This window comes from Streptomyces camelliae, from assembly GCF_027625935.1.
GTDB classification, from domain to species: domain Bacteria; phylum Actinomycetota; class Actinomycetes; order Streptomycetales; family Streptomycetaceae; genus Streptomyces; species Streptomyces camelliae.
The window spans coordinates 6,869,657-6,894,976 of the sequence record NZ_CP115300.1; the positions used below are offsets into that span (position 1 = coordinate 6,869,657).

Annotated in this window: 21 protein-coding genes and 2 pseudogenes; 12 read left to right on the forward strand and 11 right to left on the reverse strand. The window is 72.3% G+C overall.

Features of this window, described 5'->3' with window-relative positions; all coding sequences use genetic code 11:
• Positions 1-26: 26 nt before the first annotated feature.
• Together O1G22_RS31460 and O1G22_RS31465 are read right to left on the reverse strand one after the other, a co-directional pair.
• Positions 27-2,900 (reverse strand): DEAD/DEAH box helicase, encoded by a 2,874-nt coding sequence (locus tag O1G22_RS31460; protein WP_270084410.1) that lies wholly within the window; start codon positions 2,898-2,900, stop codon positions 27-29.
• 57 nt (positions 2,901-2,957) lie between these two features.
• Positions 2,958-4,166, reverse strand: coding sequence for a serine/threonine-protein kinase (locus tag O1G22_RS31465; RefSeq protein WP_270084411.1), 1,209 nt, complete (start codon positions 4,164-4,166; stop codon positions 2,958-2,960).
• Positions 4,167-4,392: 226 nt separating this feature from the next.
• On the opposite strand from O1G22_RS31465, the gene O1G22_RS31470 reads away from it, so the two are divergent.
• The 5 genes from O1G22_RS31470 (at position 4,393) to O1G22_RS31490 (ending at position 9,802) form a co-directional block, all read left to right on the forward strand.
• Positions 4,393-5,157, forward strand: coding sequence for a nucleotidyltransferase family protein (locus O1G22_RS31470; RefSeq protein ID WP_270084412.1), 765 nt, complete (start codon positions 4,393-4,395; stop codon positions 5,155-5,157).
• Positions 5,158-5,415: 258 nt separating this feature from the next.
• Positions 5,416-7,374 (forward strand): FUSC family protein, encoded by a 1,959-nt coding sequence (locus tag O1G22_RS31475; protein ID WP_270084413.1) that lies wholly within the window; start codon positions 5,416-5,418, stop codon positions 7,372-7,374.
• 183 nt (positions 7,375-7,557) lie between these two features.
• Complete coding sequence (locus O1G22_RS31480; RefSeq protein ID WP_270084414.1) at positions 7,558-8,724, forward strand: cytochrome P450 family protein; 1,167 nt, start codon at positions 7,558-7,560, stop codon at positions 8,722-8,724.
• 78 nt (positions 8,725-8,802) lie between these two features.
• Positions 8,803-9,453, forward strand: a complete 651-nt coding sequence (locus O1G22_RS31485; protein ID WP_270084415.1) for a DUF899 domain-containing protein — start codon at positions 8,803-8,805, stop codon at positions 9,451-9,453.
• A 178-nt stretch (positions 9,454-9,631) separates the two neighbouring features.
• Positions 9,632-9,802 (forward strand): hypothetical protein, encoded by a 171-nt coding sequence (locus O1G22_RS31490; RefSeq protein ID WP_487416693.1) that lies wholly within the window; start codon positions 9,632-9,634, stop codon positions 9,800-9,802.
• A gap of 6 nt (positions 9,803-9,808) precedes the next feature.
• Here the strand turns inward: O1G22_RS31490 and O1G22_RS31495 are convergent, their stop codons facing one another.
• The 3 genes and pseudogenes from O1G22_RS31495 to O1G22_RS31505 form a co-directional block, all read right to left on the reverse strand.
• Positions 9,809-11,806 (reverse strand): ATP-binding cassette domain-containing protein, encoded by a 1,998-nt coding sequence (locus tag O1G22_RS31495; protein WP_270084417.1) that lies wholly within the window; start codon positions 11,804-11,806, stop codon positions 9,809-9,811.
• Between the two features lie 154 nt (positions 11,807-11,960).
• On the reverse strand, positions 11,961-12,350 hold the full coding sequence (locus tag O1G22_RS31500) for a hypothetical protein (RefSeq protein WP_270086602.1): 390 nt from the start codon (positions 12,348-12,350) through the stop codon (positions 11,961-11,963).
• 515 nt (positions 12,351-12,865) lie between these two features.
• Positions 12,866-13,573, reverse strand: a pseudogene (locus tag O1G22_RS31505) (ATP-binding protein); the annotation flags it as partial.
• 205 nt (positions 13,574-13,778) lie between these two features.
• Between O1G22_RS31505 and O1G22_RS31510 the strand changes: the two are divergent.
• From O1G22_RS31510 to O1G22_RS31520, 3 genes and pseudogenes are all read left to right on the forward strand, one after another.
• Entirely contained in the window at positions 13,779-14,639 is an 861-nt protein-coding gene (locus O1G22_RS31510; RefSeq protein WP_270084418.1) for a helix-turn-helix domain-containing protein, read from the forward strand.
• On the forward strand, positions 14,640-14,894 hold the full coding sequence (locus O1G22_RS31515) for a DUF397 domain-containing protein (RefSeq protein WP_071382716.1): 255 nt from the start codon (positions 14,640-14,642) through the stop codon (positions 14,892-14,894).
• Positions 14,895-14,957: 63 nt separating this feature from the next.
• Positions 14,958-15,778, forward strand: a pseudogene (locus tag O1G22_RS31520) (SAM-dependent methyltransferase).
• A gap of 98 nt (positions 15,779-15,876) precedes the next feature.
• On the opposite strand, the gene pdxR reads toward O1G22_RS31520, so the two are convergent.
• Positions 15,877-17,307 carry a MocR-like pyridoxine biosynthesis transcription factor PdxR gene (gene pdxR, locus O1G22_RS31525; RefSeq protein ID WP_270084419.1) on the reverse strand — a complete coding sequence of 477 codons (1,431 nt, stop codon included), beginning with the start codon at positions 17,305-17,307 and terminating at the stop codon, positions 15,877-15,879.
• 46 nt (positions 17,308-17,353) lie between these two features.
• Between pdxR and O1G22_RS31530 the strand changes: the two genes are divergently transcribed.
• Positions 17,354-17,926 (forward strand): carboxymuconolactone decarboxylase family protein, encoded by a 573-nt coding sequence (locus O1G22_RS31530; RefSeq protein WP_270084420.1) that lies wholly within the window; start codon positions 17,354-17,356, stop codon positions 17,924-17,926.
• A 54-nt stretch (positions 17,927-17,980) separates the two neighbouring features.
• Here O1G22_RS31530 and O1G22_RS31535 read toward each other — a convergent pair whose 3' ends face one another.
• The 4 genes from O1G22_RS31535 to O1G22_RS31550 form a co-directional block, all read right to left on the reverse strand.
• Positions 17,981-19,468, reverse strand: a complete 1,488-nt coding sequence (locus O1G22_RS31535; protein ID WP_270084421.1) for a glutamate synthase subunit beta — start codon at positions 19,466-19,468, stop codon at positions 17,981-17,983.
• Between the two features lie 149 nt (positions 19,469-19,617).
• Positions 19,618-20,097: an anthrone oxygenase family protein gene (locus O1G22_RS31540; protein ID WP_270086603.1), complete on the reverse strand. Its 480-nt coding sequence runs from the start codon at positions 20,095-20,097 to the stop codon at positions 19,618-19,620.
• 175 nt (positions 20,098-20,272) lie between these two features.
• Positions 20,273-20,974, reverse strand: coding sequence for a DUF2293 domain-containing protein (locus O1G22_RS31545; protein WP_225096538.1), 702 nt, complete (start codon positions 20,972-20,974; stop codon positions 20,273-20,275).
• 5 nt (positions 20,975-20,979) lie between these two features.
• Positions 20,980-21,738 carry an NAD(P)-dependent oxidoreductase gene (locus O1G22_RS31550; RefSeq protein ID WP_270084422.1) on the reverse strand — a complete coding sequence of 253 codons (759 nt, stop codon included), beginning with the start codon at positions 21,736-21,738 and terminating at the stop codon, positions 20,980-20,982.
• Between the two features lie 152 nt (positions 21,739-21,890).
• Between O1G22_RS31550 and O1G22_RS31555 the strand changes: the two genes are divergently transcribed.
• A complete protein-coding gene (locus O1G22_RS31555) occupies positions 21,891-22,271 on the forward strand; it encodes a winged helix-turn-helix transcriptional regulator (RefSeq protein WP_225096818.1) in 381 nt (126 codons plus the stop codon).
• A gap of 105 nt (positions 22,272-22,376) precedes the next feature.
• Positions 22,377-23,009: a nucleoside/nucleotide kinase family protein gene (locus tag O1G22_RS31560; protein ID WP_270084423.1), complete on the forward strand. Its 633-nt coding sequence runs from the start codon at positions 22,377-22,379 to the stop codon at positions 23,007-23,009.
• A gap of 3 nt (positions 23,010-23,012) precedes the next feature.
• On the opposite strand, the gene corA is transcribed toward O1G22_RS31560, so the two are convergent.
• On the reverse strand, positions 23,013-24,140 hold the full coding sequence (corA, locus tag O1G22_RS31565) for a magnesium/cobalt transporter CorA (protein WP_225096535.1): 1,128 nt from the start codon (positions 24,138-24,140) through the stop codon (positions 23,013-23,015).
• Between the two features lie 252 nt (positions 24,141-24,392).
• Here corA and O1G22_RS31570 point away from each other — a divergent pair, with 252 nt between their 5' ends.
• Positions 24,393-25,163: a methyltransferase domain-containing protein gene (locus O1G22_RS31570; protein WP_270086604.1), complete on the forward strand. Its 771-nt coding sequence runs from the start codon at positions 24,393-24,395 to the stop codon at positions 25,161-25,163.
• Positions 25,164-25,320 lie beyond the last annotated feature (157 nt).

Sequence of the window (25,320 nt, forward strand, 5' to 3'; positions counted from 1 at the left end):
CGGAATGGACCTCGGGGCTCGGGTGATCAGTCGGTGGAGTCGAGGACGGCGAGGACGCGGAGCATCGGGCGGCCGGTGGTCAGGAGAGAGTCGGCCAGACCGGCCAGGTCGGTCTTGGTGCGCTCGCCCGCCAGTGTCGGCTGCTCCCACGTACCGAGACGCTGCTTGTACTTCTCGATCGGGTCGGCCAGCGCCTTGTCCCAGGCGGCGCTGTGCCGGCGCAGAAAGCGTTCGGCCGCCTCCAGGGCGCCCGGGATACCCGAACTCAGCAGGTGAAGGTCGTGGTCGTGCAGCGGGTTGGCCATGGTCGGGCCGACACCCGCGCGGCGCAGTATGCCCACCATGTCGTCGGTGACCTCGCCGCGCTGCACGGCCATCCACTTCACCACGGTCGGCCGGCCCAGCGCGTTCGAGAAGATGCCCTGGACGAGGTAGGTGGGAGCGTCGACGTCCGCCGTGATGACCGGCGCCTCCTGACGGCCGAGCCGCACCAGCACCTTGTCCGTCAGCCACTCCACCACCGGGTGGAGGTCGGTGAGGAGCGAGATCTCCGGCCAGCTGGACGAGGACGACTCCCGGGCCCGGACGAGGGAGAGGTCGGCGAGCTTGCGGTTCAGCGTGACCAGCAGGCGTTCGTGCAGGCGCTGTTCGCGTCGGTAGTCCGGCGGCAGTGACTTCATGCGGTGGACGAGGTCGGACGGCGGCCGGAAGGAGATCAGGCCGGTCTCGGCGTCCTGGTCCAGCTCCAGCTGCCGCTGCGCGTCGGGGAAGACCTCGCGGATCGCGTCGTCGATGAAGTCCCGTGTGCCGGCGAACAGGCGCGGTACGTCCGCCGGGGCGGGCGGAACCGTGCCGTGGGGGTCGTCGGACGCGTCGGGCGCGTCGGGATCGCCGGTGCCGTCGCCGACCGCGCCGAAGAAGTCCGCCAGGAAGTCGGTGCCGGTGTCCTCGTCCACGGCGGCCTGCGCCGTGGCGTCCAGCGACTCGTCGACCGTACGGCCTCGCAGCAGGTCCTGGATCAGCGACTTCTCCTCCGCCTCCGCGCGGTAGAGACCGGAGACCGCCTCGGCCGTGCCCAGGCTGCGGTGCGCCTCGTCCTCGCGTTCCAGCAGGCGCTCGGCGACCGTGCGGTCGTCCTTCGCGCCGTCCGTCTCGCTGGTGAGGATCAACGCCCGGAACTGCGGCTGGTGGGCCTGTCCGTAGCGGTCGATACGGCCGTTGCGCTGCTCGATGCGGATCAGCGACCAGGGGACGTCGTAGTGGATGAGGTGGTGGCACTGGCGGTGCAGGTTGACACCCTCGGATGCCACGTCACCCGTGAACAGCAGACGTACCGGCGTGTCCGCCAGGCCGAAGTCCTCGACGCATTGCATCTGCTGTTCGTCGGAGAGGCCGCCGTGCATGACGCGCGCGGCTTCCCGCTGGGCCCTGCCCTTGAAGCCGAGAGCCGCAGGGACCTTCTCCCGCAGCCACTCCAGGGTCTGCACGCGTTCGGAGAAGACGACGACCCGGGTGTCGCTCTGCGGCCCGACGCCGATCTCCCGCAGCTGTCGCACCAGAGACTCGAACTTCGCCGAGTCCGTCTCCGTCATGACGAACGCCAGGTCGCTCAGACGCCGGAGCGCGGCGAGCTCGGCGTCCGGCGCCGGGTCCTCCTTCGCCTTCAGCGTCCTGATCCGGGCGTCGACCGTCGCGGCCAGGGCCACGTGCGAGGAGAGGAAGGACTTGAGGAGCGTGTACGGGAAGAGGCGGCTCTCGCTCACCGACGGCGTGCCGTCGTCCCGCGGGAGCCACACCTGTGCCAGCTCCTCGAAGATCTTCTCCTCGGCGGGGGTCGCCGCACAGTGCACCGAGACGCTGGGACCGCGGTCCGCCCACTGTCCCCTCATCTGCTCGCGCACCTCGGGGCTGATCTTCGTACGCCGGATGAAGAGGTGCTCGATGTCCTTCGCCTCGTAACGCTCCGGGTCGCGGATCGCGGCAGGGTCGAGCAGGGAGATCAGCTCGGCGAAGGAACGGGCGTCGCCGTTGTGCGGGGTGGCCGAGGCGAGGATCAGGGCGTCGGTCTGCGGGGCGAGCAGCCGGGCCAGCTGATTGCGCAGCGAGCCGCGGTTGATGAGATTGTGGGACTCGTCGATCACGACCGCGTCCCAGGTGATGCGCTCCAGATGATGCTTGTACTGGTCCGTGTTCTTCAGGGTGTCGATGGAGACGATGACCCGCTTGAAGTACGTGAACGGGTTGCGGCCGGCCGGGATCTCCCGCTGAATGCGTTCGATGCCGACCGAGTCGAGACGGATCAGCGGAATCGCGAAGCGGGTCCACAACTCGTGCTGGAACTGCTCCAGGACGTGCTGGGGGGTCACGACCAGAATGCGTTCGCCGCGGCCCCGGCGGATCAGCTCCGCGAGCGTCAGCCCGATCTCCAGCGTCTTGCCGAGGCCCACCACGTCGGCGATGAGCATGCGCGGACGCAGGTTCCTGCCGGACAACGCCAGCTGCGCGGGCCGGTGCTGATACGGCAGCGCGTCGAGGAGAAAGGTGTCCGCGAGGGCCAGTCCGCGTTCGGACTGCGGAAGCGGCGTCTTGCGCAGAATGGCCTCCAGGAAGAGGCGGCTGCGCCGGAAGTTCGGGGAGTCGTCGGAGGCCAGCCTGGTCCTGCGCGGATCCATCAACTGCACGTCGTCGAGCTTGGTGAAGAAGACGGCTTCCTGGTCCCGCACGAACTCCGAGACACCCACCGCCTCGATACGGTCACCGTCGTGGGCGGTGTGCCGGACGTTGCGGACCAGCCACTCCTCGTCGCGGACCTCGATCTGCGAGCCGGGCGGATACTTCGCGTCCCCTTCATCGCTGCTGAGAGGAACGGTCTCAGCAACGCCGGACGGCTCGACGGTCACGGGGCTGCCTCCTGCGCGAGAACGGGGGTGTCGGCGGGGTCGGGTGTCAGTCGGATGTCAGAACTTGGCTCGTTGAGCGTAGGTCTCACGCAGCTGTTGGGCCACGCGCCTGGCCTGCGCGGAATGACCCACTCGCGGTGGGCGCGGCCGCTGCGGAGGGTGCGGCCGTTGCGGGGGGTGCGGAGGGTGCGCAGAGTGCGCAGGGTGCTCCCTCACCGTCGGGGTGTAGGGGACGGCTGATGGGGGTGCCGGCTCGGCGGGGGCGGGTGGGCCGGGCTGCTGGGGAGCCGTGACTGTGGGCAGGTCCTGAGGGGAGGGGGCGGGGGGCGCCGGGGCGATGGCCGGAGACGTCGTGGCCGTCGTGGTCGTCGTAACCGTCGTGGTCGCCGTGGTCGCCGTGTACGTGGTCAGGCGGCGGCGCGCCTGTGCGACGGTGAGCCCCTCGTTCTCGATGACGGCGCGGCACTGCTGCACGACGCCCTGCAGGGTGGGCCGGGCGTTCGGGTCGTAGGCCAGCATGGCGGTCAGCAGAGGGACCAGCTGGTCCGGGACACCGGTCAGGTCCGGCTGCGCGTCGGCCTTGGTGATCAGATGGAAGAGAGCGTGGATGTTCTCGGCCTGGAACGGGTAGTGGCCGGTCGCCGCGTACAGCAGCACGGCACCGAGCGCATAGACGTCGACCGGCGCGAGCAGGGGCTTGATGCCGTTCGCCTGCTCCGGTGCCATGCAGGTGGGCGTGCCGAGGACCGTGTTGGGGGCGGTCAGGGAAGCGCTGGACTCCGTGAAGACCGCGAGTCCGAAGTCGATGATCTTCGGGCCGTTCGGACCGAGCAGGATGTTGGCGGGCTTGAGATCGCGATGCAGCAGGCCCTGCTTGTGCACGCCGGAGAGTGCCTCGGCGAGGGTGGCGCCGAGCGAGGCGACCAGCGCCGCGGGCAGCGGTCCGCAGTCGGCCACGTGTCGGCGCAGGTCCGGGCCGTCCACGTATTCGGTGGCAAGCCAGGGCTGGTCGGCCCCGGGGTCCGCGTCCATGAAGGCGGCGATGCGCGGACCCCACACGGTCTTCAGCACCTCCACCTCCTGGGCGAAGCGCAACCGGGTCTCCGAGTCGACCACCGCCGGCTTGATGACCTTGACCGCCGCGGGCTCACCACCTGGTGACTCGCCGAGGTACACCTGTCCCATACCGCCGTGACCGATGCGGCCCAGCAACTCGAAGTCACCGAGCCTGACCGGATCCTCCGGGCTCAGCGGCGCCGCGTTCACGTGAGTCCCGTCCTTTCGCCCTGGTCATGCGGTGTGCGCAAGGCGTAACGGTAGTCCAAGCGAGGGAAGACCGTGCCGAGAGGTGCAGGAAATGTGCGGAACGATGTGATCCGCTTGATCGGACTTCACCGTCCCCTGCGCACGCAGGGCTCGCGGCCTCCTGCGCACGCAGGGCTCGACGGAATTTCGGGAGCGGGCTTCGGGGTGGCTGCGGCAGGCTGAGGGCATGGACCAGTCGACCGACTCCCGGTTTCTCGCCGCCACCGCCGACCGCCTCGCCGCCCTGCCCACCGTGCAGGCCGTCGCTCTCGGCGGCTCCCGGGCCCAGGGCACCCACCGCCCCGACAGCGACTGGGACATGGCGATCTACTACCGCGGCCCCTTCGACCCCGATGACCTGCGGGCCGTCGGCTGGGAGGGCGAGGTGTCCGAGGTCGGCGGCTGGGGTGGCGGGGTGTTCAACGGCGGGGCCTGGCTGAACGTCGACGGGCGCCGGGTCGATGTGCACTACCGGGATCTCGACGTGGTCGAGCACGAGCTGGCGGAGGCCGAGGAGGGACGGTTCCGGGTGGAGCCGCTGCTCTTCCATCTCGCCGGCATTCCCACGTACCTGCTCGTGGCCGAACTCGCCGTCAACCAGGTGCTCAGGGGCACCCTTCCGCGCCCGGCGGGCTACCCGGACAAGCTGCGGGTCAGCGCCGCCGAGCGCTGGCACGGCACCGCTCGCGTCACCCTCGGCTACGCCAAGGCCAACCACGCCCCCCACGGCCGGCTCACCGAGACCGCCGGAGCCATCGCCACCGCCGCCACCCAGGCCGCGCACGGGGTGCTCGCGGCGCGCGGGGAGTGGGTGACCAACGAGAAGCGGCTGCTGGAGCGGGCCGGGCTGCGAGGGATCGACGCCGTCGTGGGCGGGCTGCGGGCCGAACCGGCCGCCCTGCTCGGCGCCGTGGCTCAGGCGGAGGAGGCCATCGCGGCATCGCGTTCATGAAGTGCGTGCATGAGGTACGTGCATGAGGTGCGTTTGCGAGGTGCGTGCATGAGGTGCGTTGGCGAGGTCCGTGCATGAGGTGCGTGCATGAGTTGCGTTCATAAAGAAACCGGTCCACTCGGCACCTTTCACATGGGTGAAACCTGATCGCCCGGTTCGCACGGCAAACCCGCCCTACCGTGGAAGCACAGCCCACCCGGCCGCCGTCGTCCGAAGGCACCCCCATCCCCACCCCGCCCTCGTACGAACAGGAGCCCCGTGTCCCGGCCCGCCGCACCCCTCTGGCTCGCCCACGCCCTGCGCACCCAGCGCGGTCCCGTGCCCTGGAGCGCGGTGACCCGGGGTGCGCTCGCCGCCGGACCCCTGCTGCTCGCCGGGGTGCTCGCCGACCGGCTGCCCAGTGGCGTGCTCGCCGCCATCGCCGCGATGCTCGCCGGCATCAACGACCGTCCCGGCAGCCGGCGCGCCTCCGTCAAACGGCTCGGGGTGCCCGCGCTGGCCGGTGGCCTCGGGCTGCTCGTGGGGACGTACGCCGGGCAGGGCCTGACCGCCGTACCGCTCACCCTCGTGCTCACCCTGCTGGGGCTGGCCGCCGGCGGCATCAGCGCGGTCGGACCCGTCGCCTCCGCCGCCGGTACGCAGTTGCTCGTCGCCGCGGCCCTCGGCGCCGGGATGCCCGCAGCCATCAGCGGCTGGCAGCGGGCGCTCGCCTTCCTCGCCGGCGCCGGGTGGCTGATCCTGCTGCGGCTCGCGCTGCCCACGCCCGGCTCGCTCGCCGGGGACTTCCGGTTCGACGGGGAGCGGGAGGCGGTCGCCGATGTGTACGACGCCGTCGCCGCCCTTCTCGACGCCGTGGGCGGTGACCACGCCACCGCCCGGCGGGCCGCGCTCACCGCCGCCCTCGACCACGCCCAGGACGCCCTCGCCGGACCCCGGCTGCGCCGGTACGCCAGTTCCGCCGCCGAGCGCCGGCTGCACGCCCAGTACGCGGCCGCGCTGCCCCTCGCCGAGGCCGCCACCGCCCTGTACTGGGCCGGAGAGCCCATCGCCGCGCGGGCGGCGGAGGGCCCCCGGCGGCTCGCCGCCGCCGTCCGTGGCAACACCGGCACCGGCCCGCTGCCCGCCCCGCACCGCTCGGCGCCCGCCCTGCGGGCGCTGGACGACGCCCTGTTGCACGCCGCCGAGGCCTTCGACCGGGCCGAGAGCCGTGACCACCGGTTGCTCGCTCGCCGGCAGAGCCCGAAGGACGTGGTCCGGGCCGCGTTCGGCACCGGCGGGCGCGAGTACGGGCTGCGTGTCGCCCTCTGCTTCGGGGCCAGCGCCGCCATCGCCCAGGCGCTGCACCACGCCCGCTGGTACGGGCAGCACCAGCACTGGTACTGGCTGCCCGCCACCGCCGTCTTCCTCGTCAAGCCCGACCTCGGGCCGCTCGCCTCCCGGGTGCTGTGCCGGGCCGCCGGAACCGTGCTGGGCGCCCTGGTGTTCGCCGGGCTCGCCGCGCTGCTGCCGCACCCGGCGGGGCTGATCGCGCTGGTCGCGGTCTGCGGGGCGCTCGTCCCGGTCGCCACCCGGCACTTCGCCGCGCTGACCGCCGTCGTCACCGTCCTCGTCCTCGCGCTCGTCATGGTCGGCGGCGAACCGCAGGCCTCCGTCACCTCCGTCAGCCGCATCGGCGAGACGCTGCTCGCCTGCGCGCTCGTGCTGGTCGTCGGGCACCTGCCGATGCCGGGGGAGCGCGGTGGCGGGGTACGGGCCCGGCTCGCCGCGGCCGGAAACGCCGCGCACGCCTACCTCGTGCACGTCCTCGGCGAGTCCGGTGACCGCACCGAGCGCGAGTCCGTCGGCGATCGCACCGAGGGTGAGTCCGTCGGCGATCGCACCGAGGGTGAGTCCGTCGACGCTCGCGCCGAGGGTGAGTCCCTCGACGCTCGCGCCGAGCGCTGGGCACTGCGCCGTGAGGCCTACCGCACCCTCGCCGAGGCCCGCACCGCCATCGCCCTCGCCGCCGCCGAACTGCCCGCGCTGGCCCGGCACACCGCGGGCACGGACGCCGTCGCGGACGTCCTGGAGCGACTTGTCGACACGACCACCGCCTGTGCCGTCCACCTCGACGACACCGGCCGGCTCACCCCCCGGCACATCCGCCAACTGCGGGAGGCCCTGACCGAGCTGGAGCTTCAGGGAATCGAGGCACCCCCGCTGCCCGCCGCCGCGTAGCCGCGTAGCCGTGCAGTCGTACGGCGGACTCGCGCAGTCATATGGCGGACCCGCGTGCTGCTTGTGCGGCTGCGAGCCACCGCTCACCTCGAAATTCCTTAACTCGTACGTGAGTTGGAGTACTGCATGCCTACGCCCGCCAGGTCAGGTGCACGAGACCTGACGCCGCGTAGGCTGATGCGCATGGAACTCGCGGACGGCCTCATCCATCACCCCTACGACGTCTACCGGCGCCTGCGGGACACCGCCCCCGTGCAGCGCATCGCCGGACCCGACGGCACTCCCGCCTGGCTCGTCACCCGGTACGAGGACGTCCGGGCCGCGCTCGCCGACCCGCGGCTGTCGCTGGACAAGCGGAGTGGTGTAGCCGGTAGGTACAAGGGCCTGTCGCTGCCGCCCGCGCTCGACGCCAACCTCCTCAACATGGACCCGCCCGACCACACCCGCATCCGGCGCCTGGTCGGCCGGGCCTTCACCCCGCGCCGCGTCGAGCAGCTCCGCGCGCCGATCCGCCGTACCGCCGACCGGCTCCTCGACGCGCTCGGGCCGCACGGCAGTACCGACCTGGTCGCCTCCTACGCCGCCCCGCTGCCCATCACCGTCATCTGCGACCTGCTCGGCATCCCGGAGGGGGACCGGCTGGACTTCCGGCAGTGGACCGACTGTCTCACGGCCCCCGACCCGGCCCGCCCGGACGCCTCGAAGGAGGCCATGGCATCGATGCTGGGCTTCCTCACCCGGCTCGTCGCCGCCAAACGCGAGGAGCCGGCCGACGATCTGCTCTCCGACCTGATCGCCGTACGCGACGACGGCGACCGGCTCGGCGAGGAGGAGCTGATGTCGCTGGCCTTCCTCATCCTCTTCGCCGGGTACGAGAACACGGTCCAGCTCATCGGCAACTCCGTGCTGGCCCTCCTCCAGCACCCGGACCAGCTCGCCGCCCTGCGCAAGGATCCGGCGCAACTCCCGGCGGCGGTCGAGGAGTTCGCCCGTCATGAGGGTCCGATGCTGTTGGCCATGCGCCGGTTCCCGGTCGAGGACGTGACGATCGCCGGGGTGACCATCCCGGCGGGCGAGACGGTCTGGGTCTCGCTGTCCGCCGCCAACCGCGACCCGGACCGCTTCCCCGACCCCGACCGGCTCGACCTCTCCCGCGACGCCGCCGGGCATCTCGCCCTCGGGCACGGCATCCACTACTGCCTCGGCGCTCCGCTGGCCCGCGCGGAGACGGAGATCGCCCTGGCCGCCCTGCTGGAACGCCTTCCCGAACTCGCCCTGGCCGACACCGAACTGTCCTGGCGTCCGTCGATGCGTGCCCGGGGGCTCAGGGCCCTGCCCGTGACCTACTGAAAAATCTTCGCGCCCGGCGATGAGTTCCGCCCCCGGCGACGGTCACCATCCCGAACCGACCGTCGGACAGGAGGGCCCATGTCGCTTCCGGAGATCGTCTCGCGCGAGCAGTGGCGCGTGGCGCGCGAGGAGTTGCAGCGCGAGGAAGAGGCGGTCAGACGGGCGCGCGCGGAGCTGAGCGCGCAGCGGCGGCGGCTGCCCATGGTCGAGGTCGACACGGAGTACGTCTTCGAGGGCGGCGACGGCAAGGCCACGCTCCTCGACCTCTTCGAGGGACGGGCCCAGCTCGTCGTGCACCACTTCATGTTCGCGCCGGAGTGGGAGGCGGGCTGCCCCTGCTGCTCGGCCTTCCTCGACCAGCTCGGCCATCTCGCCCATCTGCGCGCCCGGAACACCTCGTTCGCATCCGTCTCCCGGGCCCCGTTCACCCGGTTCCTGCCGTTCAAGGCACGGATGGGCTGGACGGTGCCCTGGTACTCGTACGTGCCGTCCTACGGCGACTTCAACCGCGACTTCGAGGCCACCGTGGAGTCCGACCAGGGCCTGGCCGAGCGCCCGGGCATCAGCTGTTTCCTGCGCGACCACGACCGGGTCTTCCACACCTACTCGGTCTTCGAGGACGGGCTGGACGGCGCCTGCACGCTCGCCGGTCTGCTCGATCTCACCGCGCTGGGCCGCAGCCCCGCCGGCAGCGACCGGCTGCGCCTGCACGACGAGTACGACGGCTGACACAGCGGGTGACGTTCGAGGACATGGCGTGTCCGGCTCATGTCGCAAAGTGAGCGGATTCTCGTGGTCCGCGCCGAACGGGTGTCGGTAATGTCTCAGTCCCGTCACTCGGCGAGGCGATTCCGTTCTCCAGGGCGTTAACTCCTCTCAGAGCGACGCTTTCTGGAGGTGCGAGATGGTGAACGGGCGAACGGTGCTCGAACGCTTTCCCGCCGGTGGTCCGCGGGGGTCCCGGCCCGCTGAGGAGTTCGCGCACGCCCGGCGTCTGGAAGGCCTGCCCGCCGAGGTCGTCATGGACCTCGCGACGGACATGTTCCTGGTGATCGTGCGCGGCGACGGCGCTGAGTGAGCCGGCTCAGGCGGGCTTCGGCGCCGGCACCCGGGCCGTGAACTGGTCCGCCTGGAGCGCGTACAGCTCGGCATAGACACCGCCCCTGGCCAGCAGCTCCTGCGGGGTGCCGGACTCCACCAGGCGCCCCCGCTCCAGCACATGCACCAGATCGGCGTGCCGCACCGAGGCCAGCCGGTGGGTGATCAGCACGACCGTCTGCCCGCTGCCCGCCAGCGCCCGGATCTTCTCGAACACCTCCAGCTCGGCCCGTGCGTCCAGCGCCGCTGTCGGTTCGTCCACGATCAGCAGCCGCCCGCGCCGATACGCGGCCCGGGCGATGCCGAGCCGCTGCCACTGGCCGCCGGACAGCTCGTGCCCGCCGCTGAAGTTGCGGGCGAGCAGGGTGTCCAGGCCGCGCGGCAGACCCGCGACCACCTCCTCGGCCCCCGCCTCGGCGACCGCCGCGGCCAGGGCCTCCTCGGTCAGGGGCGCGGAGGAGCGGCCGACGGCCACGTTCACCCGGGCGGTGAACGGCCAGCGCTTGAAGTCCTGCGCCACCATCGCGACACGCTCGGCGAGCAGCCGCCGGTCGGCCCGCGCCGCGTCGACGCCGTCCCACAGGATCCGGCCCCGGTCCGGGACGTACAGGCCCGCGAGCAGCTTGACCAGCGTCGTCTTGCCCGAGCCGTTCTCGCCGACGAGCGCGATGATCCGGCCGAGCGGCAGGCTGAGGGTGACGTCGTCCAGAGCGGGGCGTACCGGGTCGCCCGGACGGGCCGGGTCGCCCGGACGGGCCGAGTCGCCCGGACGGGCCGGGTCGCCCGGATAGCTGAACGTGACGTTCTCGAACCGGATCTCCTTCGGATCCTCCGGCAGGGCCTCGCCGCCCGTCGGGACGGCCCGCTTCGCCGCCTCCGCGTAGAGCCGGTGCAGATCGCCCACGAACAGGGCCTCCTCGTGCAGCTGGTTGATCTCCAGGACCAGCGTGTCCAGGCTCGACGCACCGGTACGGATCGCGATCACGGCCGTACCGGCCACCGACAGGGCCATCGCACCGGCCAGCAGAAGTGCGCCCAGCGTGGCGTACGTCGCGAGCGTGGCGAGGCCCGTCCAGCCCGCCGCGATCAGGCCGGTCCGCGCGGCCAGCCGGGACAGCCGGGCCTGTTCCGCCTCCGCCGTCTCCGACATGGACCGGAAATGGCGCAGCAGGAACGGCCCGACCCCGTGCACCCGGATCTCCGGAGCGGCGGCGGGCTCGGTGAGCAGGTTGCTGATCAGCCGGCCGGCCCGGGCGTGCTGCACCCAGGTGTGAAAGGACTCGTAGCGCCGGCGCGCGTTGGTCAGCGCGCCCCAGGCGCTGGGCAGGGTCATCGTGACCAGCAGCGGCAGCAGCACCGGATGCAGCACCGCCAGCACGCCGGCCGCCGCGATCAGCGAGATCAGCGCGCTGATCACCCGGGTGCCGTAGGAGATCATGCGGCGGGCGGACTCGGCGCCGTACTGGGCCGTGTCCAGCAGCTTGTGGAAGGCGTGGTCCTCGATCGCGGCCAGCTCCACGTTCGCCGCCCGCTCCAGATACAGCTCGGTCGCCACCCGCTCGACCTTCGGCTCCAGCCGCCCCGTGGCATAGGTGGAGGCCGCCCGCAGCAGGGCGTTCACCAGGGACATGGCGGCCACGGCGAACAGGGCGGGGGCGGCCGAGCGCAGCCGCTGCCCGACGTCGGGGCCGGCGAGCAGCTCGCGGAGCACGCTGTTCACGGCCAGCAGGATCACCGCCTGGGCGGCGCCGCGGACGGCCTCGGCGGCGAGTACGACCCGTGCGGCGCGGGCGTCCGCCTGCAGGGCCAGCCGGAGACTGGACGCCAGCATGCCGGGCAGCCGCACCACCATCGCGCGGAAGCTCAGCTCCAGGAAGGCGTCCGCGTGCTCGTTCCACCCCATGTCGTACCGCAGCGGCCCCCCGAACAGCAGCCGCTCGGACTCCGACACCACGGGCTCAGCCGCGTCCCGCCGCTTCCCCACCGCCCACCTCCCGGCGCGTCACCGACCGCCACTATCCCCAGGCGGACCGACGGCGGGCAGGGCGCGCGGGGGAGCGAGGGGGGCGTACGAGGGGTACGGGAGGGGCCGTCGGCCGATCAGCCGACTGAGGCAGCCGACCTGAAAGGGCGCGGCGTCACGACCCGAGCAAGCGCAGCGGCTGAGCCCGAGACCAGTCCGGCGCCGTCCCCAGCGCTCGGCACATGGCCAGGTACAGCGGAATCGGCGGGGTGTACGGCACCGTGCCCTCGGGGCGATGGATGAGCCGGGCGGGCACGGTGACCAGGGCGCCGGGGGCGTACTGGGCGGGAGACGGCCAGGGGAGCGCGTAGTCGGAGTCTGCCGGAACGATCCACCACCACTGCGCGCCGTCGGTGTACACACAGCCCAGCCGGGGCAACCGCGGTACGACGAGCGGGCCGAGCCGGTCCGGCACGGCCACCGCGTCACAGCCGAGCGGGGCCGTCATGCCCTCCGGGAGCAGCAGCCGTCGGGGCGCGTCCGGGACGGGCCGCCGGCGCTGCATCCGGACGAGGGTGTCGAGACCGATCGGACGCTCGGCGGCGGGCGCATCGGTGTCGTTCTGGTCCGCGCCGGTGATGTCGGGTCCGCCGGTCACGGCCGTTCCCCGGCGCGGTGCTGTTCGGGAGCCCGGTGCAGCGGCTGGTGCCAGGGGCGGTCCGGGGGCCGGTGCCGGTGCGGCTCCGGCAGGCCGCCGTGCCGGCGCGGCTCGGGTATCCCGTAGCCGTACTGCTCGGCTGCCTGATACATCCGCTGCTCCGGCAGCATGTGGCGGTGCTGCCACTCGGGCGCCTGGGACAACGAAGGCTCCGCGGCTCCGTGCGTGTGGCGTGCCTCGTGTCCGAGCTGTTCCCCGGTCCCGTGCGTGGGGTTTGCGTCGTGCCCGAGTTGCGCCCCGGTCCCGTGCGTGCGGTGTGCCTCGTGACCGAGTGGCTCTGCAACCCCGTGTGTGCCGTGGGACTCGTGACCGAGCGGCTCTGCAACCCCGTGTGTGCCGTGGGACTCGTGACCGAGCGGCTCCGCAACCCCGTGTGTGCCGTACGTCCCGTGTCCGCGTGGCTGCGTGACCGCGTGCCCGCCCGGGACGGCCTGTTCCGTGTCCTCATGGCCGGTCCCCGTCGGTTCGTCCTCGCGGGAGTCGTCCGGACGGTCCGGCTTGGGGCGGGCGCCCCAGCCGAGGTCGTTGCAGGGGTCGGCGATGCCGGGGGCGGCGTCGGTCTGCCGCGGCAGGTCGGCCCAGACGAGCAGGCCGGGGCCGTGCTCCTGGGCACCCCAGGCCCGGCACAGCGCGTCGACGAGAAACAATCCCCTCCCGTGCTCCTCGTCCGGTCGCTGCGGGGACGGGTGGGGTTCGCCGGGAGCACAGCCCTCGTCACTGACGGATATACGCACGATGTTGTCGTGATCGTGCAGCTCGCACACGACACGGCTGCTCGCGGTGTGCACGATCGCGTTCGTGACCAGCTCGGATATGACCAGGGCTGCGCTCTCGCAGGTGTCCGCGCACACCGACCAGCCGGTGAGCCGGGCCTGCGCCAGGCGTCTCGCCTGAGCGACGGAACCCGGATGTGCGGCCAGCTCGAAGCGGAACCGGCGCTCGGCAGCGTCCCGCTGAGGGGCTGCTCCCGACGCGGCACCGAGACCGGAACGGTCTGCGGCGGCGTCTGTTCCTAAGGGCGCGGACGGAATCACGCTTGCCACTATCTCCCCGCCGTGAACACTTGGCAAGTGTCACTCTGAAAATTGCAGAGTGCTGTGTGACTTGGTCAGGGGCCGTGGCACACTGCTCGCAACAGCACGTCGAGCGGCGCCAATTGAGGGCATCGAAGGCCCGCCCGGTCTTCGAATGAATCTTCGAACGGCGCCGCAGGGCTGTCGGGAAACATGGCTGTGCGGCTCTCGGTGGAGTGAGGCTTTCGGTGGAGGTGGCAGCGTGAGCGAGCCGCGGTCCGCGCCGACGGTGGGCCAGGTGGTCCTCGGCCGGCGCCTGTTGGACCTGCGGGAACGCGCCGGGCTGAAGCGCGAGGAGGCCGCCCGCGTCCTGCGTGTCGCGCCCGCCACCATCCGCCGTATGGAGATGGCCGAGGTCGCTCTCAAGATCCCGTACCTGCAACTGCTGCTGAAGGCCTACGGCGTTCCCGACGACGAGGCCGACCTCTTCGTCCAACTCGCCGAGGACGCCAACAAGCCCGGCTGGTGGCAGCGGTTCCACGACATCCTGCCGGGCTGGTTCTCGATGTACGTCAGCCTGGAGGGCGCGGCGAGCCTGATCCGTTCGTACGAGCCGCACTTCGTCCCGGGCCTGCTCCAGACCGAGGACTACGCGCGCGGTGTGCTCACGTCCGGTGCCATCGGCCAGACCAGCCCGGACGACATCGAGCGGCACGTCGCACTGCGCATGCAACGCCAGGAGTTGCTCACCCGTCCCGACGCCCCCCGATTCTGGGCGGTGATGGACGAGACCGCCCTGCGTCGTCAGGTCGGTGGCCCGGAGGTGATGCGCGCGCAGATCGACAGGTTGCTGGAGGCCGCGAAGCTGCCCCATGTGACGCTCCAGGTGGCCCCGTTCGCGGGCGGGCCGCACCCGGGGACGTACGGGCCCTTCGTGCTGTTCCGATTTGCCATGTCAGAACTGCCGGACATGGTCTACAGCGAGTACCTGACCGGCGCGGTCTATCTGGACGCGCGCACCGAGGTGGCGACCCACCTGGAGGTCATGGACCGCATGGCGGCGCAGGCCGCTACGGCACAACGCACGAAGGAGATCCTCCAGGATCTCCGCAAGGAGCTGTGAATGGATCGCATCAAGCCCCGCGGACACGTCTACAACGGCATGCCCGCGCGGGAGCTGGGCAGCGAGGGGTGGCACAAGCCCTGGAGCGGCGGCAACGGCGGAAACTGCCTGGAGGCGATGAAGCTGGCCGACGGCCGGATCGCCGTGCGCCAGTCCACCGACCCGGACGGACCGGCGCTGATCTACACCACGGACGAGATGACCGCCTTCATCGAGGGCGCCAAGGCGGGGGAGGCCGACTTCCTGCTGTCGTGACCTCCTTGTGTGACCGTTCCCTCAACTCCTCTGTCTGACGCTGAATTGATGGGTGCTTGATCAATGGTCGAGATCGACACCAGCAAGCCGCATCCCGCGCGGATGTACGACTGGTATCTCGGCGGCAAGGACAACTACCCCGTCGACGAGGCGATGGGCCGGCAGATGCTGGCCCTCGACCCCCGGGTGCCGGTGATGGCCCGCGTCAACCGGGCGTTCATGCACCGCGCCACCCGCTGGCTGGCCCAGCAGGGCGTACGGCAGTTCCTGGACATCGGCACGGGCATACCCACCGAGCCGAGTCTGCACCAGGTCGCCTGGGGGTACCTCCCACGCCTTTCGGGCAGTGGGGGAGGGTCGCGCCCGACGCCCGCGTCGTCCACTGCGACAACGACCCGATCGTGCTGGCCCACGCGGCGGCCCTGCTGCGCAGCACACCGGAGGGCGCGACCGAGTACCTCCAGACCGACGTCCGCGATCCGGACGCGATCGTCGCGGGCGCGCGCCGGATCCTGGACCTCGACCGCCCGGTGGCGCTCTCCCTCGTCGCCCTGCTGCACTTCGTCCCCGACGAGGACGGCGCGCACGAACTGGTCACCCGCCTGCTGTCCGAACTGCCCGCCGGCAGCTACCTGATGATGACCCACGCGACGGCCGACTTCACCCCCGAGGAGTCGGCGGCCGCCGTGGCGAAGCTGAAGGCGGCCGGCGTCACCCTGGCCCTGCGCTCCAGAGAGGAGTTCGCCCGCTTCTTCTCCGGCCTCGAACTGATCGAGCCGGGCGTGGAGATCGTCCACAAGTGGCACCCGGAACTGGGCGAACCGGTCCCGGGGCAGGACGACGGGGTGATTCCGGGGTACGGGGCGGTGGCCCGGAAGGGGTAGGCGGCAGGGGCCGGGGGACTCTCGGGGCCGGGGGCCCGGGGCCGGGGGACTCTCGGAGTCGGGGGAGTCTCGGGTCCGTGGGAGTCTCGTCCGCTCCCTCACCCGGGCGGCAGGACCGTGCACAAGGCCTCCAGTGCCGCGCCGTAGGCGTGTTCGGCGCTGGCCGCGTACCCCACCACCAGTCCGTCACCCGCCGTCGGCTCGGCCTGCGGATGCCGGAACGCGGCGAGGCCGTCCAGGGCGACGCCCTGCCATGCGGCGGCCTTGACCGTGGACCGTTCGGTGCCCTGCGGCAGCCGCAGCACCGCGTGCAGACCGGCCGCGAGACCCGTCACCTCGACATGCGGCGCGTGCGCGGCGAGCGCCGCGACGAGCCGGTCACGCCGGTGCCGGTAGCGCTGCCGCATGCGCCGCACATGACGGTCGTACGACCCGGAGACGATGAACTCCGCGAGCGCCAGCTGGTCCAGGACGCTCGCCCAGCCCTCCCGCTCCCCCTTCGCCGCGAGCACGCGCCCGACGTACCGCTCCGGCAGCACCATCCAGCCCAGCCGCAGCGCCGGCGACAGGCTCTTGCTGACCGACCCGATGTGGATCACCCGCTCCGGGTCGAGGCCCTGGAGCGCGCCGACGGGTCTGCGGTCGTAGCGGAACTCGCCGTCGTAGTCGTCCTCCAGCACCACCGTCCCCCGCGCGCGTGCCCAGTCGATCACGGCCGCCCGCCGCTCCGGATGCAGCGGGCCGCCGGTCGGAAACTGGTGCGCGGGCGTGAGCAGTACGGCCCGCTCCCGCCGGAGTACGTCCACGCGCGCGCCGTCCCCGTCCAGCGGCAGCGGCACCGTCCGCACGCCGGCCGTCGCGAGCAGCTCCCGGTGGAAACCCAGCCCGTACGCCTCCACGCCCAGTGGACCGCGCAGCACCCCGCCCGCGCCCTGGCCGCCCTGGCCGAACAGCAGCCGCAGCGCGTGCGCGAAGCCCGAGCAGACGACGATCCGGTCCGGCTCGGTCCGCACGCCACGCGCGCGTGCCAGGTATTCCGCCAACGCCTCCCGCAGCTCCCGCCGCCCGGCCGGATCCCCGGGCCCGAACGCCTCGCTCGGCGCGGCCTGCAGCGCCCGGCGGTACGCGGCCGCCCAGGCGGCCCGCGGGAATGCGGAGGCCTCGGGCGCGCCCTGCCGCAGATCGTGCCGCGGCCCACGCGCGCGGGGACGTGCTTTCACAGGGGTCCGTACGGCGCCGCGCAGCGGCTCCGCCCGCTCGGCGACCCGGGTCCCGGAACCCTGACGGGCGGTCAGCCAGCCCTCCGCGACCAGCTCCGCGTACGCGTCGGCCACCGTGTTGCGGGCCACGCCCAGGTCGGCGGCGAGCGAACGGTACGGCGGCAGGCGCGTGCCCGGAGCCAGCCGTCCGCTGCGTACGGCCTCCCGCAGCGCCCGGATCAGCGCGGCCCGCCGCCCGCCCGGACCCGACAGCTCAAGGTGCAGGTCGGCACCGATCCGCTCCGCGAAATTGACCCATGATTCCGTCATGGAAATGCACCCTACTGCCGGTCTTTTCGGCCCGTAGGTTGAAGCCATGACGACGAACACGATCACCACCGCACCCGACGTCACCACCGCACCCGACGTCACCTCCGCACCCGACACCACCCTCGCACCCGAGGTCACCGCCGCGATCGCTGCCGTCGAGGCCGGCCGCACCCGACTCGACTTCGCGAAGGCCGCGCCGAAGGTCTTCCGCGCGATCATCGGCTTCGACGCCGCCGCCCGTCAGGGCCTCGACCCCGCGCTGGTCGAGCTGATCCAGATCCGCGCCTCGCACCTCAACCACTGCGCGTACTGCCTGCACATGCACACCAACGACGCCCGCAAGGCCGGCGAGAGCGAGGACCGGCTCCACATGGTCGCCGTCTGGCGTGAGGCCCGGCACTTCTTCACGCCGAGGGAGCAGGCCGCGCTCGCCCTGACGGAGGCCGTGACCCTGGTCGCCGACGGAGGCGTCCCCGACACCGTCTACGCCGAGGCCGCCGCCCACTTCGAGGAGGAGGAACTGGCCCACGTCCTCGCCCTCATCCTCACGATCAACACCTGGAACCGGGTGGCCCTGTCGACGGGCAAGGTGGCGGGCACGGACGAGCGGCAGGGGTGACCGATCCCCGTCATCCCAGTCACCCCCGTCATCACGGTCGTCATGGCGTCTCGCCTACACCCGCATCGGCCGGTCCCGCGGTGACACCGGGGCGGGCAGCCGTGAACTGCCCGTCAGATAGCGGTCGACGGCCGCCGCCACCGCCCGCCCCTCCGCGATCGCCCAGACGATGAGCGACTGTCCGCGCGCCGCGTCCCCGGCGGCGAACACCCCGGGGACGTTGGTCGCGAAGCCGTCGTCCCGGGCGATCGTGCCGCGCGGGGTGAGCGCCAGGCCCAACTGTCCGAACAGCCCGTCCTCCTGGTCCGGCCCGGAGAACCCGAGGGCGAGGAGCACGAGGTCGGCGGGGAGTGTCCGCCCGGTGCCCGGCAGCGGGCGGCGCAGCTCGTCGACCTCCACCAGATGCAGCGACCGCACATGCCCGCCGTCGTCCCCGGTGAAGCGGAGCGTGGACGCGGCGAACAGCCGGGCGTCCGCGTCCGCCGCCGGCGCCGTCCGCAGATCCCGCGCCTCCTCATGCGCCGCCGACAGCCGGTAGACCTTCGGGTACGTCGGCCACGGCTCGGTGTCCTCGTCCCGCTCGGCACCCGGCAGCGCGTAGATGTCCAGCTGGGTCACGGATGCGGCCCCCTCGCGCACCGCGGTCCCCAGGCAGTCCGCACCGGTGTCCCCGCCACCCACGATCACCACATGCCGGCCGGCCGCCGACAGCGGTGAAACCTCCAGATCCCCCTCACACACTCGATTGGCCAGCGGCAGATACTCCATCGCCTGGTGTATCCCGTCCAACGACCGGCCCGGCACCGGAAGTTCCCGCCACGCCGTCGCACCCGTGGCGACGACGACGGCGTCGTACCGCCCGCGCAGCTCCACCGCCCCGACGTCCCGCCCGACCGCCGTCGACGTACGGAACTTCGTGCCCTCGGCCCGCATCTGCCCGATCCGCCGCTCCAGATGGTGCTTCTCCATCTTGAACCCGGGGATGCCGTACCGCATCAGCCCGCCCAGCCGGTCGTCCTTCTCGTACACGGCGACCGTGTGCCCGGCCCGGGTCAGCTGTTGCGCCGCGGCGAGCCCGGTGGGCCCGGAACCGATGACCGCGACCGTCTTGTCCGACAGCCGCTCGGGCGGCCGCGGCGGGACGAAACCCTCCTCCCAGGCCCGGTCGGCGATCGCGCACTCGACGTTCTTGATGGTCACGGCCGGCTGGTTGATCGCCAGCACGCACCCCGCCTCGCAGGGAGCCGGACACAACCGCCCCGTGAACTCGGGGAAGTTGTTCGTCGCGTGCAGCCGGTCGCTCGCCGCCCGCCAGTCCTCCCGCGAGACCAGGTCGTTCCACTCGGGGATCAGATTGCCCAGCGGGCAGGCGTCGTGGCAGAACGGGACGCCACAGTCCATGCAGCGGTCGGCCTGCTTGCTGATGATGGGCAGCAGCGCTCCCGGGACGTACACCTCGTCCCAGTCCCGCACCCGCTCCTCGACGGGCCGCCGCGGCCACTCCTGGCGCGGCGTGGTCATGAAACCCTTGGGATCGGCCATGATCGTCGCCACTTTTCGGCACTCTTCCGGCACTCTTCCGGCCACGATACGTCCGCACCGCGGGTCGCGCAGAGTAGCGGGCGGCGGCCGGGACGGTCCGGGTGAGGCCGTGGACAGTCCGGGTGAGGCCGTGGGCGGGCCGGGCACGGTCAGGTGAGCGCCAGGACGTAGACCAGGGCGGCCGCGGCCGAGGCGACGGTGCGGACGTGGTTCCAGAACGTCCACTCGCGCACATACACCGGCCAGTACACGGCGGCCTCCGGCGCGCCTGCCGCCAGCCGGGCCAGCCTGTCGTTGCGGGGGACGTTCGCCACCGCCGTCAGCCCGAACGCACCGAGCAGATACAGCGCGCTGCCCAGCAGCAGTTCGACCGTCCCGTCCTCCGGCCACACCACGAACGTCACCACCGCGATCATCGCGTTCAGCATCGCGGCACCGCCGAACACGGTCATGAAGGCGGGCCGTACCGCCGCGACGTTGATCGCGTTCATCGCCGCCACACCCTGCGCGGGCGGCAGCGCCGCGAGCCCCCGCATCACGAACGCCGAGAAGGCGCAGAACACCCCGGCGACCAGCCCGCTGCCCAGGATCCCCGCCACGACCAGCACGAAGAACGGCCCCTCGATCATCTCCACGCCCTCATCTCGTCTCGTCCCACCCGGGCCGGGGCCCGGAAGCACCGTCCCCCAGTCCATGCCCAGGCCGGACCACATGCCGACCCCGTCTCTTCCCGTCCCCTCCCTCCCGCCCTTCCCTCCCGGCCCTCCTTCCTCCGGGCCCTCCTTCCTCCTGCCCTCCTGTTCCTCAGCCGACGTCCGCCCCGGTGCCCTGCCACGCCCGCAGCACGCCCGCCACGGCCGGGGCGATCCGGCGCCGTGCCTCGTACCGCGGCACCCCGCTCATCAGCAGCTGGTCGTACGGCGTGTCCACATGCCGTACGGCCGCGACGACCGCCGAGAGCACCGCCCCCTCCGTCAGCGCCCGCCCGGCCGCGCTGCGCCCGACCCGCCCGCTGCCCCGCACGGACGCGTGCGCCGCGACGGCCCGGGCTCGCTCGGCCGGACAGCCGGGCAGCAACCGGAGTATCTCGGCCGCGAACGCCGCCACGAACCGCTCGTCCTCCGCCGCCCTGCGCCGCGCGTCCCGTGCCCGCCGCCGGCGCCGCGCCTCCGCGTCCGCCAGACAGCGGGCCTCGGCCCGGGCCAGCGCGGCCTCCTCCACGAGCACGCCCTGCCGTTCGTACCGGCTCCTGCGCCGGTTGAACCGCACTACCACCGCCGACAGCGTGCTCTCCTCCCGCGCTCTGCGGGTCAGCGCCGTGTCACCGCGCGGCAGGAACACCAGGTGCCCGAGGTCGGCACAGTCCAGACAGCGCGGCGCCCCGTCCTCCAGCATCAGCAGCGACAGCGGCCCGCCCCGGCAGGTGGCACACCGCTTGCGCTTGGCGCTCTGGACGACGACAAGCCGCCCGGGGGAGTGGGGAGTTGATGTCGAGGAAAGGCCCATACGCGCTACTTTCCCCGCCGCCGCCCACTGACTCCGTGTCCCTGCCTGTCGTCCTCCTCCCTGCCCCGCACGTTGAACACCGACACCCGCGTACGGTGCCGCGCGGGAGTCTCGATCTCGTCCACCACCGCCACCGCGAGATCGGCGTACGACAGCCACGGCTCACCTCTGCCGTTGCTCCCGGCACCGCCGACACTGGGCAGCCGCTCCCCGCCGACCCGGTACCGCCCCGTCCGTGGCCCGCCGTGCTCCAGGAACCCGGCGGGCGTCAGCATCACCCAGTCGACGGGACCGTCAGCGCGTTCCCGCAGCCGGTGCAGCCCGGCGGTGTGCGCCAGTGCGAAGGGCCGCAGCGGCTGCGGGAAGGCCACCGGGTCGTCCAGCACCATCCGCCCGTCCGCGCCGAGCAGATTGGCCCCCAGCCCCACCGCGACCAGCCGTGACACTCCGGCCGCGCCGAGCCCGTCGAGCAGCGCGTCGGCGGCCCGCACGAAGAACCGCGGGTCGACCGAGCCGACCGCGTCCTCGGGCCCGCTGAACGGCGAGACGGCGTGCACGGCACCGGCGTGCCCGGCGGCGACCCGGGCGACCGTCCCGGCATCCAGGACATCGCCCTGTACCACCGTGACGCCTTCGGCACCGAGATCCGGATACCGCGCCGGATCCCGCACCACCGCAGTCACCGTGCGGCCCCGCGCCAGTGCCTCGGCCGTCACCGCCCGCCCGGCCCGGCCTCCGGCACCGAAGATCACGATCCCCTTCATCCCCAACCTCCCTGTCCTGCACGGCTGTTCGCGTACGGCCAGGACGTTAGGGAGCGGACCCCCGGTTACTTCAACGGTATCGGCGATACCCTCGGCTCATGACCGACTCGCCGCACAGAATGGCCGACCTGTCGCGGTCCACCGCCGGCGCCATGGATGCCGGCCGGCCCGCACCTCTCGATCCCGACATGTTCCACCCCCTCTGTCCGTCCTCCGTGATGCCCGTCCGCGTGGGCGACAAGTGGGCGGGCATGGTGATCCGCTGTCTCCAGGACGGCCCGCGCCGCTTCGGTGAACTGCGTGTTCCGCTCAGAGCCGTCACGCCCAAGGTCCTCAGCGAGACCCTGCGCGCCATGGAGCGCGACGGACTGGTCACCCGCACCGCCTACGACGAGAACCCGCCCCGGGTCGAGTACGCCCTCACCCCCCTCGGCCGCACGCTGATCCCCCTTCTCGACGCGGCCCGCGCCTGGAGCGAGACCCATCTCCCCGCTCTGCTGGCAGCCCGGCGGACAGCGGCGGACCGAGGCTGAGCCGCCCGCCCCGTGCCGCCCGGGACCCGTCCCCTGCCGGAGCGCACCCCCGCCCTCCGGCAGGCGCCGCCACCTCCTTCTCCGCCACCCGGCATCATGGGCCCTGTGCGACTCGAAGCGATCACCTGGGACCGGCTCGCCGAGCAGCTGGCCGACCGGCTCGCCGGACTGGAGCCGGCCGACGGGGGCGCCTGGCCGCGCGTCGGCTTCGACGGGGCCCCGGCCGCGCGTCCCGGAGACCTCGCCGAGCGGGTCGGCGAGGCGCTGCGCGTGCGCGGCCGGCCCTCGCTCGTGGTCGACGCCGAAGGTTTCCTGCGCCCCGCCTCGCTGCGCCTCGAACACGGGCGACGCGACGCGGAGTCGTACTACGGCGGATGGTTCGACACCGGCGCCCTCTGGCGTGAGGTCTTCGGCCCGCTCGATCCCGGAGGCAGCGGGCGCGTCCTGCCCGACCTGTGGGACCCGGCCACCGACCGTGCCACCCGCAGCCCCTACGTCCAACTCCCGCCCGGCGGGATCCTGTTGCTCCATGGCCCCCTCCTGCTGCGCCACTGGTTCCCGTTCGACCTGACCGTGCACCTCCTCCTCTCCCCGGCCGCCCTGCGCCGCCATACCCCCGAGGCCGAACACTGGACGCTGCCCGCCTTCGAGCGCTACGCGTCCGAGACCGATCCGGCCGGCACGGCGGACGTCCTGGTGCGCGCCGACGACCCACGCCACCCCGCCTGGAGCGGCTGACGCTCAGAGCCAGCCGTTGCGCCGGAAGCCCCGGTACAGCGCCACGCACGCACCCGCCATGACGACCATGGCCAATGGGTACCCGAACTGCCAGTGCAGCTCCGGCATGTGGTCGAAGTTCATGCCGTACACACCGCACACCATCGTCGGTACGGCGATGATCGCGGCCCACGCGGTGATCTTGCGCATGTCCTCGTTCTGCGCAACGGTCACCTGCGCGAGATGGGCCTGGAGGATGGAGTTGAGCAGCTCGTCGAACGCCGCGATCTGGTCCTTGGCCCGGATCAGATGGTCGAGCACATCGCGGAAGTAGGCCTGTATCTCCGGAGGGACGACCCGTATGGGCCGGGTGGCCAGGTCCTCCACCGGGCGGCTCAGCGGCACCACCGCCCGCTTCAGCTCCAGCAGCTCACGCTTCATCTGGTAGATCCGGCCGGGGTCGAGCCGTGCGCCGTCCTCGGCGAACACCTCCGTCTCGACCTGGTCGATGTCGGCCTGCACCGCGTCCGTGACGCTCAGATAGTCGTCCACGACATGGTCGGCGATCGCGTGCAGCACCGCTGCGGGCCCCTTCGACAGCTGGTGCGGATGCGACTCCAGCTCCTCGCGCAGCGGGCCCAGCGAGCCGTGTCGGCCGTGCCGCACCGTGATCACGAAGTCCTCGCCGACGAACACCATGATCTCGCCGGTGTTCACCACCTCGCTGGTCGCCGTCAGCCGTTCGTGCTCCACGTAGCAGACGGTCTTGAAGACCGCGAAGAGCGTGTTGCCGTAGTGCTCCAGCTTCGGGCGCTGGTGGGCCTCGACCGCGTCCTCAACGGCCAGGGGATGCAGGTCGAACAGCTCCGCGATCCCCGCGAACTCACGGTCCGTCGGCTCGTGCAGCCCCAGCCAGACGAATCCCTCGCCGGTCTTGCGTACCATCCGCACGGCGTCCACGAGGTCGGTGCAGGTCGGCACCCGCACACCGTCCTGATACGTCACGCAGTTGACCACCGAGGAGCCCAGCGGTGATCTGGCGGGATGGCTCAGGTCCACGCGCGGCCGCCGCCTGGCCAGCCGTGCCACCTTGCGCAGGCCGGCGGCCTTGCCCAGTCCCGTGACCCGTCGCAGATTCCCCGCCATGGACATCTGGATCTCCTCGCATGGATCCCCCGCGTAACGCTTTTCGCGCCTCGTCCGAGCAGTGTGCCAGCCGAGAGCAAAACGCGGGTAAGCCTGTGGGAACAGGATGTTCCGCTTGGTTCCCGCCTGTGGACAGAGCGTCGTGCCCGGTCGTCGGCCCGGCCCCCGGCCTGGCCTCTCCCGTGTGCGGAGCGTCGGCAGATCCGGACGAGCCGGTGGCTGGGATGATCCTCACATGCGCGCTCCGACGGGTACCTCCTGGACAACCGGCAGAACGAGGCGGCACAGCGCTTCGACGCCTTCGCCGCGCTCTTCGACCCCACGACCTTCCGGCACCTTGAGGGATGCGGCGTCGGACCCGGCTGGCGCTGCTGGGAAGTCGGGGCGGGCGGCACGTCCGTGGTGTCCTGGCTCGCCAAGAAGGTCGGCCCCACCGGCAAGGTCGTCGCGACCGACATCGACACCTCGCTGCTCAGCGCCGTGGCCCACCCGCCGGTGGAGGTCCGCGTCCACGACGTGGGCACCGAGGAGCCCCCGGACGAGGGCTTCGACCTGGTCCACGCCCGGCTCGTCCTCGTCCATGTCCCGGACCGGGAAAGGGCGTTGCGCTCCATGCTCCAGGCACTGCGGCCCGGCGGACGGCTGCTGCTGGAGGACGCCGACCCCGCCCTCCAGCCTCTGACCTGCCCCGACGAGTACGGCCCCGAGCAGCGGCTGGCCAACCGGCTGCGCCAGGGCTTCCGCAAGCTCCTGGCCGAACGAGGCGCCGATCTGTCCTACGGCCGCAAGCTTCCGCGCCTGCTGCGCGAGGCCGGGCTGAGCGAAGTGGAGGCCGACGCCTACTTCCCGGTGACCTCGCCCGCCTGCACCGCGCTGGAGGCGGCGACGGTCCGTCAGATCCGTGCCCGCCTCGTCGCCGCCGACCTCGCCACCGACGAGGAGATCGACCAGCACCTGGCCAACGTCGAGGCCGGTTCGATGGACCTGGCCACCGCACCGATGTTCTCGGCGTGGGGGAAGAAGGCGTAAGGGCCGGGCCGGGCGAGGCGGACAGGTCCGGCGCGAGCCGGGTGCCCTCGGCATCGGCTCGGCCGCTCGGGCCGTGGCCTCGGGGCCGTCGGCACCGGCCGGGCGTACGGAGAGGAGGGCTCGGCGGACGCACGCAGGGGGCTCAGCCGCTCCGACC

Coding starts and splice junctions, on each gene's coding strand:
- O1G22_RS31470 (WP_270084412.1), top strand. CDS start 4,393: ATGGACCAGTCGACCGACTCCCGGTTTCTCGCCGCCACCGCCGACCGC.
- O1G22_RS31480 (WP_270084414.1), top strand. CDS start 7,558: ATGGAACTCGCGGACGGCCTCATCCATCACCCCTACGACGTCTACCGG.
- O1G22_RS31485 (WP_270084415.1), top strand. CDS start 8,803: ATGTCGCTTCCGGAGATCGTCTCGCGCGAGCAGTGGCGCGTGGCGCGC.
- O1G22_RS31500 (WP_270086602.1), bottom strand. CDS start 12,350: ATGCAGCGCCGGCGGCCCGTCCCGGACGCGCCCCGACGGCTGCTGCTC.
- O1G22_RS31515 (WP_071382716.1), top strand. CDS start 14,640: ATGGATCGCATCAAGCCCCGCGGACACGTCTACAACGGCATGCCCGCG.
- pdxR (WP_270084419.1), bottom strand. CDS start 17,307: ATGACGGAATCATGGGTCAATTTCGCGGAGCGGATCGGTGCCGACCTG.
- O1G22_RS31530 (WP_270084420.1), top strand. CDS start 17,354: ATGACGACGAACACGATCACCACCGCACCCGACGTCACCACCGCACCC.
- O1G22_RS31535 (WP_270084421.1), bottom strand. CDS start 19,468: ATGGCCGATCCCAAGGGTTTCATGACCACGCCGCGCCAGGAGTGGCCG.
- O1G22_RS31540 (WP_270086603.1), bottom strand. CDS start 20,097: ATGATCGAGGGGCCGTTCTTCGTGCTGGTCGTGGCGGGGATCCTGGGC.
- O1G22_RS31545 (WP_225096538.1), bottom strand. CDS start 20,974: ATGGGCCTTTCCTCGACATCAACTCCCCACTCCCCCGGGCGGCTTGTC.
- O1G22_RS31550 (WP_270084422.1), bottom strand. CDS start 21,738: ATGAAGGGGATCGTGATCTTCGGTGCCGGAGGCCGGGCCGGGCGGGCG.
- O1G22_RS31555 (WP_225096818.1), top strand. CDS start 21,891: ATGGATGCCGGCCGGCCCGCACCTCTCGATCCCGACATGTTCCACCCC.
- corA (WP_225096535.1), bottom strand. CDS start 24,140: ATGTCCATGGCGGGGAATCTGCGACGGGTCACGGGACTGGGCAAGGCC.